7 protein-coding genes and 1 pseudogene are annotated in these 9021 nt (G+C 71.4%); 4 read left to right on the top strand and 4 right to left on the bottom strand.

Annotated elements, in window-relative coordinates:
* Positions 1-113, top strand: a pseudogene (locus ACWGJ5_RS34365) (sugar ABC transporter ATP-binding protein); the annotation flags it as partial.
* A 94-nt stretch (positions 114-207) separates the two neighbouring features.
* Here ACWGJ5_RS34365 and ACWGJ5_RS34360 read toward each other — a convergent pair.
* Positions 208-831: a TetR/AcrR family transcriptional regulator gene (locus ACWGJ5_RS34360; protein ID WP_453313547.1), complete on the bottom strand. Its 624-nt coding sequence runs from the start codon at positions 829-831 to the stop codon at positions 208-210.
* 90 nt (positions 832-921) lie between these two features.
* On the opposite strand from ACWGJ5_RS34360, the gene ACWGJ5_RS34355 reads away from it, so the two are divergent.
* Complete coding sequence (locus ACWGJ5_RS34355) at positions 922-1584, top strand: class I SAM-dependent methyltransferase (protein ID WP_453313546.1); 663 nt, start codon at positions 922-924, stop codon at positions 1582-1584.
* Positions 1585-1688: 104 nt separating this feature from the next.
* Here the strand turns inward: ACWGJ5_RS34355 and ACWGJ5_RS34350 are convergent, their stop codons facing one another.
* Positions 1689-4124, bottom strand: coding sequence for a SpoIIE family protein phosphatase (locus ACWGJ5_RS34350; RefSeq protein WP_453313545.1), 2436 nt, complete (start codon positions 4122-4124; stop codon positions 1689-1691).
* Positions 4125-4315: 191 nt separating this feature from the next.
* A complete protein-coding gene (locus tag ACWGJ5_RS34345; protein ID WP_453313544.1) occupies positions 4316-4531 on the bottom strand; it encodes a DUF4177 domain-containing protein in 216 nt (71 codons plus the stop codon).
* A 156-nt stretch (positions 4532-4687) separates the two neighbouring features.
* Here ACWGJ5_RS34345 and ACWGJ5_RS34340 point away from each other — a divergent pair, with 156 nt between their 5' ends.
* Entirely contained in the window at positions 4688-5305 is a 618-nt protein-coding gene (locus ACWGJ5_RS34340; protein ID WP_453313543.1) for a DUF6629 family protein, read from the top strand.
* A 194-nt stretch (positions 5306-5499) separates the two neighbouring features.
* Positions 5500-7080 carry an alpha/beta hydrolase gene (locus tag ACWGJ5_RS34335; RefSeq protein WP_453313542.1) on the top strand — a complete coding sequence of 527 codons (1581 nt, stop codon included), beginning with the start codon at positions 5500-5502 and terminating at the stop codon, positions 7078-7080.
* Positions 7081-7217: 137 nt separating this feature from the next.
* On the opposite strand, the gene ACWGJ5_RS34330 is transcribed toward ACWGJ5_RS34335, so the two are convergent.
* A complete protein-coding gene (locus ACWGJ5_RS34330) occupies positions 7218-8999 on the bottom strand; it encodes a DUF885 domain-containing protein (protein ID WP_453313541.1) in 1782 nt (593 codons plus the stop codon).
* Positions 9000-9021 lie beyond the last annotated feature (22 nt).

Genomic DNA, 9021 nt, shown 5'->3' with positions numbered 1-9021 from the left:
TGACCAACCACATGGCCGGCGGCGCCGAACTCGCAGCCCTCAAGCACGAACTGGCCCAGGTACGCGGCGTCGACACCGACGAACTCCCCGAGGAGGAGGACCTCGCCGTGTAGCAACGCCGCCTGAACCGGCGTGTGGGGACCAGCTCCTGGGGCCGGTCCCCACACGTGCACACGACGCTCGCGGTCTCCGGAACGGCGCTGCCCTTCACCCGGCGGGCTGCTCCGGCAGCAGCGACTGCAATGCCATACGGGTCAGTTCTGCCTCGACGGTGTCGCCGTCCGGGACGACTGCCGTGCGGAAGGAGCGCCCGGCGAGGAGCGAGACGAGCCACCAGGCGGCCGTGTGCGGCTGGATGTCGTCGCGGACGTCTCCGGCGGCCTGGCCGCGGCGGAGCAGGTCGGCGAGCGTGTCGGCGAGGTGCCGGTGGGCCTGGCGGAGGGCCTCGCCGAGGTCCGGGTCGTGGGCCAGCGCGGTGGCGTCGGCGAAGAGGAAGCCGTGGGAGCCGGGCCGGTGGAAGCGGTCCATGGGGGCGGGGTCCAGGAATGCCGCCAGAACCTCGGGAACCGGCCGGCCCGCGTCGGCCGCCCGGTGCAGGAGTGCGGAGACCGCGTCGGTGGCGTGGTCGAGGACCGCCCGGTACAGCGCGGACTTGGAGCCGAAGTTCTGGAAGACGACGGGCTCGGTGACGCCGACCCGCCGGGCGATGTCGGAGACCTTGCCGCGCTGGTAGCCGGCCTCGGAGAAGACCTGGGTGGCCGCGGCGAGGATCGAGGCACGGCGCTCGGGGGCGCTCAGCCGGGTGCGCGTGCGGGATCGGGGCTCGGTCACACCGATCATCGTATGCCCCCTTGCCGTCTTTCTTAGTCGGAACTAAGTTGGGCGGTGAGCTTAGTCATGACTAAGTTATGGAGGAGGGTCATGTCTCTCAGACACCTCATGCGGGGCAAGCCGCACCCGGACACGCCCGGCGTGACCATCGCAACCCCGCGGGCGTACGAAGTCTTCGGCGCCCCCTGCTTCGCCGGCCGCCGTGGCCGCGCCTTCTCCCGCCTGGCGGAGCTGAGCGGTGCCGTACCGGGCGACCGCGTCCTGGACGTGGGATGCGGCACCGGCCACCTGACCCGGCACATGGCCGCGCGGGTCGGCCCGGACGGCGCGGTGACCGGCGTGGATCCCTCCCCGCCGGTCCTCGAATACGCCCGCGCCAGGACCCGGCGCCCGGGCAGTGCCCCCTGTGACTACCGTGAGGGCGTCGCCGAGGCCCTCGACTTGCCGGACGGCTCCTTCGACACCGTCGTCACGAGTCTGATGCTGCACCACCTGCCGGAGGAGCTGCGGCCCACGGCACTGCACGGGATGTACCGCGTCCTGCGGCCCGGCGGGCGGCTGCTCGTCGTGGAGTTCCGGCCGCCGAAGAGCCGGATCGGCCGGCACCTGGTTCATGGCGGCGCCGGCCACGCCATGGCGCACGACCGGGTCGACCTGCTGGACACCCTCGTCACCGACGCCGGCTTCGAGCTGCTCGGACACGGCGACCTGCGGCCGTGGCTGTCCTACGTGCAGGCGCAACGGACGCGGTAGGGGCCGGGCGGTGATCCGCCCTTGTGCGCGGCTGGGCCAGGGCGGCCTCGGCCGGGCAGCAGTGGCCGGCGGACGTGCGGCGCGGGGAAGCCCCCGTACCACCCTCAGCAGGGCCCGTCGCTCGGCAGCTGTTGTTCCGCCCAGATGGTCTTGCCGGTGGCGGTGTACCGCGTGCCCCAGCGCAGGGCGACCTGCGCGACCAGGAAGAGACCTCGCCCTCCCTCGTCGGTGCTGCGGGCACGGCGCATATGGGGGGAGGTGTTGCTGGCGTCCGACACCTCGCAGATGAGAGTCCGTTCGTGGATCAGACGCAGGCTGATAGGTCCGCAGGCATGTGTGATGGCGTTGGTGACCAGCTCGCTCACGATCAGCTCCGTGGTGAAGGCGATGTCCTCCAGACCCCACGCGGTCAGGCAGCGGGTGGTGTTGTCGCGTGCCTCGTGCACTGCCTCGGGATCGGCGGGCACGTCCCAGGCGGCCACGCGGTCGGGGGAGAGGGCGCGCGTGCGGGCGATGAGGAAGGCGACGTCGTCGTGCGGATGGTCCGGCAGAAGAATGCGGACCATCGTGTCGCAGATCTCCTCCAGCGGCCGGTCGGGATGGGCCAGGGCGAAGCAGAGCCGCTCGAAGCCGACGTCGACATCGCGGTCCGAGGCCTCGATCAGCCCGTCGGTGTACAGGGCGACGACGCTTCCCTCCTCCAGCTCGATCTCGGCGGACTCGAAGGGCAGACCGCCCAGTCCCAGCGGGGGACCGGCGGGGATGTCGGGCAGCTCGACCGGCTCGCTGAGGTGGGCGATGGCGGGGGTGGGGTGTCCGGCGCGCGCCACGCTGAGTTTCCGCGAGATCGGGTCGTACACCGCGTAGACACAGGTCGCGCCGAACACCACCGGCCCGCTCTCGGACGCTTCCGCCTCATCCGCCAGGCGCAGGACGAGGTCGTCGACATGGGCGAGAAGCTCGTCGGGGGGCAGGTCCATGTCGGCCAGCGTCTGGACCGCCGCGCGCAGCCGGCCCATGCTGGCCGCGGCGTGGATGCCATGGCCCACCACGTCTCCCACGACCAGGGCGATGCGGGCGCCGGACAGCGGGATGACGTCGAACCAGTCGCCGCCCACCCCGGCCTCCGCGTCGGTCGGCAGATAGCGGTAGGCGACCTCGACGGCGCAGTGATCGGGCAGATCCGGGGGCAGCAGACTGGTCTGGAGGGCGAGGGCGGCGTTGTGCTCGCGGACGAACCGCCGGGCGTTGTCCACGCACACCGAAGCCCGCGCCACCAGCTCCTCCAGGAGCAGCAGATCGTCCTCGTCGAACGGGCTGGGGTTCTCCCAGCGCAGCAGCGTGACCACGCCCATCGTCGAGCCCCGCGCCCGGAGCGGCACGACCAGGTGGGTGTGCACACCCATGCTGACGATCTTGGACAGGCGCTGCTGATCCCCGACCAGCCACCACGTCGTCGGGTCCAGCACCGGATCGAGGATCGGCCGGCCTGTGGTGAGGCAACGTTGTTGCGGTGACTTCGACGGATACCCGGCGGCCTCCCCGATGGGAACGATCGCCTCCGGCGCTTCCTCGTGGATCGACAGGTGCACCGCCCGCTGGAGTATGCCGTCGGTGACCGGTCCGGGGGTGAGGTCCCTGGCCGAGAGGACGCCCTGGAAGAGGTCGATCGCCACGAAGTCGGCGAACTGCGGCACGACCACCTCGGCCAGTTCCTGCACCGTGCGGTCGAGGTCCAGGGTGGTGCCGATGCGCTGCGCCGCCTCGTTGACCAGGGCGAGACGCTCGCGTGCCCGGTCCTGGCCGGTGAAGTCGACGGCGGTGTGACACACACCGAGCGTCTTGCCGTCGACATCCCGCAGCGGGAACGACGAGCGGAGCCTGAGCCGGCCCTGCGAGTTCCGGCGGGACATGCCGTGCCGGGGCGCCACGTGTTCCACCGCCGGCGTGACCCGGCCCGACACCAGCGCCTGACGCGCCTGCCAGTCGACGGCCGGGGGCACCGGTTCCGGTCCCGCGAGCGCGGCCGTACGCGGGGCCGCGAGGTCGTTCGGCAGGCCCTCCATGGCGGCCAGCGCCTGGTTCACCCACTGGAAGCGCAGCTCGCTGTCGAGCACGGCGATGCCGATCGGTGACTCCTCCAGGAGGCCGCGCACCACGGCCTGATCGAGTTCCCACCGGCGTGAGTCGGAGACCTCACAGGCCACGGCGAGCCAGACGGAACCCTGCTCCGCGTGCAGCGGACACACCCGCAGGGCCAGCTCGACCGGGTGGCCCGCCCGGTGACGCACGGTGATCAGGCTCTCCCAGCCCTCCCCGACCCGCTGCGCCGCGGCGAGCAAGGACGCCGGAGAACGGTCGCTCGTCAGGAAGGAGGTCGCGGGCCGCCCCAGCACGCTGGGCGCCGGATACCCGAGGAGGTCCTCCGCCCTGCGGCTCCAGTAGCGGATCAGGCCGTGTACGTCCACGAGGGCGACGGCGGCAGACGTGATGCCGAACGGATCGCCCCCGTGCTCGTCGGCCAGATCCCTGAGATCCATCGTGTGGGCCGCATCCGCAGGCAGGGGTTACTGACACCACGGTCTCACATGGACCCGGACGTGTCCTCGGGCCCGCTGCCCGCACATCCGCGCAGGCGGCAGGCCGTCGCACCACGCTCGCTCAGCACAGGGCAGGGCCGGCGGTGGGCTTGTGCCCAGCCCCGCGCCGTGCCGGACGGGCCCCGCGGGCGTTACTGCCGCGGGCGCTCGAAGGTCAGCAGCAGCCCTTCCACGGCTCCGGGCCCTATGCGGCCCTTGACGTCGGCGGAGGTGATGGCCTTCAGGCCCCAGCCGTCCTCGGCGTGCTTGTTCAGGACCTTCTCCAGCTTGTCGCTGTCCAGCGCGTCGCCGATCAGCGACTCCCGGAAGGTGACGACCTTGTACTCGTACGCGTAGGCGCTGCTCATGGTGCGGAGTCCTCCAGACTGCCGGGGCGGAAGGTGGCGCGAAGGCCGGGGCAAGCTAATCATCATCGGGCCCCGCAACAGAAGGCCGTAGCGTGGTCGGCGGCAGAGGCGAAAGGCCTGTGGCGGACCGCTCGGCGGCGACCCCTTGGTGGCGTGATGTGCTGGAGTGCGACGGCCGACCTCGTGGCCGGCAGCGGTGTCGCCGCGGTGGGCGTGGCCTGTGTGGCGCTCGTGCGCCAGGGCCGGGAACTCCCGCTTGCCGCAGTGCCGTTGCTGCTGGGGGCCCACCAGGTCGTCGAGTCGGTGGTGTGGCGCTCGGGCGGGGGCGGCGGACCCGCGACCGTCGCATGGGCCGTCATCGCCCTGCCGTTGCTGGCGGTGTGGGTCCCGGCGGGAGTGCTGTGGGTGGCCCCGCCCCACGCCCGGTTCCGGCTGGTCCTCCCGCTCGCCGCAGGAACGCTGACGGCCGCCTCCCTCGCCCGGGGCCTTGCCACCGGACCGGTGACGGCCGAGATCCGCGGCCACACCGTCGGATACGCCCTGCATGTTTCCCCCGTACCTCTGCTCGTCATCGGTTACTTGCTGGCCACGGTGGGCTCTTTGCTGCTGTCCGGTGACCGGTGGCTGCTCGTGCTGGGCATGCTGGTCGCCGTGGGCGCGTCGGCGTGCTGGGCCTTGTGGCAGCTGGAGTTCGTATCGACCTGGTGCGCTGTCGCCGCGCTGTGCTCGGTGGTGCTCTTCGGCTGGATGCGCGCACGCCGGACGTCCGCGTAGGGCATGTGTGCCGTTGCGTAGCCGTGCCGGCGCTCGGTGCGGATGCGGATCGACCCGATCGGGTTCTCCTCCGTACGTCTCTTTCCGTGTACGCCGGGAGTCGTAACAAGACCGCCCTGTAGAGGGATTCGCGCGCCCGTGACGACACGAAATCGTCGTTCCGTCCTGGAAGTTGACCGAAAGGAACGGCCATCGTGCGGATAGGACGCATGGCGCCCTTGCTCGCCGTGGGGGTCACGGCAACACTGGTCCCCGCCCTCGCCCCGGCGCAGGCATCCGCGGCGGAACCGCTGAAGAGATTCGCGAACCAGAAGCCCGCGTGGCACAGGTGCGACGCGTCGCAGCCCGCCGCGTTCCAGTGCGCGACGATCGACGTCCCGCTCGACTACAGCCGGCCCGACGCCAAGACGATCAAGCTGGCCATCTCCCGCATCAGGACCGGTGTCCCCGCCAAGCGGCACGGTGCGATCCTCTTCAACCCCGGCGGCCCGGGCGGCGAGGGCCTGGACATGCCGGTCATGATGAAGGACACGATGCCCAAGGAGGTACGCGATCAGTACGACCTCATCGGGTTCGATCCGCGCGGCGTGGGGCGGAGCAGCCCGCTCACCTGCGGTCTCACGGCCGGGGAGCAGGCCTTCGAACACCCCTACAGGCCGGAGACGTTCAGCCATGACGTGAAGTGGGCCCGTACCGTCGCCGGCAAGTGCCGTGCCAGAAACGGCGACAGACTCGCGTACTTCACCACCCGCAACACCGCTCGTGACATGGACGTCATCCGCGCCGTTCTGGGCGAGCGGAAGATCTCCTACCTGGGCTACTCCTACGGCACGTACCTCGGGGCGGTCTTCGCGCAGATGTTCCCCCAGCGGGCCGATCGCATCGTGCTGGACAGCGCGGTCGACCCCGCACGGGTCTGGCGCGGCATGATCCAGGTCTGGGCGGAGGGCTCCGAGCCGGCGTTCACGCGCTGGACGAAGTGGACCGCGCAGCGCGACCGCACCTACCGACTCGGCAACACCCCGGCCAAGGTGAAGAAGACGTTCTGGGACCTGATCGCCCGAGCCGACCGCACCCCCATCGACGAGGGCGGCGAAAAGCTCACCGGGGACGACATCCGCGCCCGCCTGCGCACCGAGTTCTTCAGCCCCAAGGCGGCGGCCGCTGCGGTCGTCAACCTCAAGAAGGCCGCCGACGGTCACGCACCCTCCGGCCGTTCCCTCGTACCGGACGACCGGCGGGAACCGCGCCGACCCGGGTCGGCCGCCGTTCAGCCACCGGACGACAACGGCTCCGTCGTCTTCTGGACCGTGGTCTGCGGCGACACCGCGGCCTGGCCACGCGACCCCGAGCAGTACCGGCGTGACGCGATCCGGGACAAGGCCAAATATCCCCTCTACGGCGACTTCGGCTCCAACATCACGCCCTGCGCGTTCTGGGACAAGCCGGCCGAGCCCGTCACCGCGGTGGACAACACCGTGGGCGTGCTCACCGTCCAGAACCAGTGGGACTCTCAGACGCCCCTGGTCAGCGGCCTCGGCATGCACCACGCCCTGAAGGGCTCGCGCATGGTGTACGTCGAGGGCGGCGAGGGCCACGGCGTCTACTCCGAGGACCCACGCGCCTGCGCCAACCGCACCGTCAACGCCTACCTGAGCAGCGGAAGGCTTCCGGCGCACGACGTCACCTGCAAGCCGTCCGGCCGCCGGAACCCCGGCGTGAACCCGCGGATCACCCCGGCACCGCAGCACACACCGCAGACACCCCGTTTCTGACCCGACTCCCCGATCCCGGCCCCCTCACCGGCCTCGCACGGTCTGTGAGAGGGCCGGAGGGGCGGGTTCCGGGAGGCGGTCGGCCGGAACGGGGATCGTCGCCGTCGCGGGAACGCTCCGGCACTCCCCCACTCCCCCTACAGCGACGCGAGGTTGTCGGCCAGGTCGGCCAGGCCGAGAGAGCCCTGGGTGAGCGCGTTCGTGTGCCAGGTCCGCAGGTCGAAACCGGTGCCGAGGCGGCGGCGGGCGGCCTCACGGCCCTCCAGCCAGGCGCGCTCTCCCAGCTTGTAGCCGATGGCCTGGCCGGGCCAGCCGAGGTAACGGTCGATCTCGCCGGCGCGGCGCGCGGTGTCGCTGCCGTGGTGGGCTGCCATGAACGCGGTGGCGAGCTCCGGGGTCCAGCGTTCGCCGGGGCGGAAGCCCGAGTCGGTGGGGATGGCGAGTTCCAGGTGCATGCCGATGTCCACGATCACGCGGATGATCCGGAGCATCTGCTTGTCCAGATAGCCGAGGCGGCGGGCGGGGTCCGTGAGGAAGCCCAGTTCGTCCATCAGGCGCTCGGCGTACAGGGCCCAGCCCTCCTTGTCGGCGCTGACCGCGCCGAGGGTGATCTGATAGCTGCTGAGGCGGGCCGCGGCAGCGGTCCACCGGGCGGTCTGCAGGTGGTGCCCCGGGACACCCTCGTGGTACCAGGTGCTGACCATCTCCCAGGTGGGAAACCTCTGTTGACCGAGCGTGGGCAGGTAGGTGCGCCCGGGGCGGCTGAAGTCGAGGCTGGGGCCGTTGTAGTAGGGAGCGCCCGAGCTGCCCGGAGGTGCGATCCTCGTCTCGACCCGGCGCAGTGGGCCGGAGATGTCGAAATGGGTGCCGTCGAGGGCGTCGATCGCCTCGTCCATGATCTGCTGGAGCCAGGCGCGGATGTTCTCCTCACCCGTGATGGCATGGCCGTGCCGATTGAGGTGGTCCATGGTCTCCCGGACGGTGGTGCCCGGGAGGATCCGGTCGGCCACGGCCCGCATCTCGGCGACCGTCCGGTGGAACTCCTCCCAGCCCCAGGCGTAGGTCTCGGCCGGGTCCACGGCGATCCCATTGGCCCAGCGTGCCGAGCGCAGGTAGCGTTCGCGGCCGACGGCGTCCGGGGTGCCGTCCACGGCGGGCAGGTAGGTGTGGCACAGCCAGTCGCGGAAGCCGGCCACCGCGGCCGTCGCCCGGTCGGCGGCGGCGTCCAGTTCGTGCCTGAGTCGATCCGGACCGCAGGCCACGAACGTGGCGAACCAGCTCGCCCCGCCGGTGTCCTGGCCGGTCCAGGCGGCGAGTTGCCCGATGACGGCCCGGGCCTGGCGCGGAGCGCACGGCAGCCCGCGGGCGACGCCCTCGGTCAGGGTGGCCCGGTAGCCGTCCAGCGCGCCGGGCAGATTGCGCAGCCGTCCGGCTACGGCCGCCCAGTCCTCGTCGGTGTCGGTGGGCATCAGCGTGAAGATGCTGCGCACCCTGTGCAGGGGCGAGTTGACGTTGCGCAGTTCGCGGAACCGGTCACCCGCCTCGTGCAGGGCGAGTTCCGTGGTGAGCCGCTCCCGCAGCAGCCGGGCGCAGTTCCGCTCGGCTCCCTCGAACACCGCACCGCCCTTCACAGCTTCCGGCTCGGCGGCCTCGAACACCGCACCGGACTTCACGGCGTCCTGTTCGGCGTCCTCCAGCACCGCACCGGCCTTCTCGGCGGCCCGCTCGGTGGCGTCGAGCACGGACAGCGTTCGGCGGGCCAGTTCGGCGAGCGCCTCGAAGCCCTCCGGAGACAGGTCCGGCTGCCGGACGTCCTCAGGATGCAGACCGAGTCGGGTCGAGGTCATGGGGTCGAGGGCGGCGACCTGCGCGACGTAGTCGTCGGCGATCCGTCGAGGGGTGCTCGGCTTCTCGGACACGCTCCCATGCTGACGTACCGTC

The sequence above is a fragment of the Streptomyces sp. NPDC054783 genome, from assembly GCF_053611725.1.
Note: the sequence above shows the minus strand (reverse complement) of the source record. Positions and strands in the feature narration are given on the sequence as shown.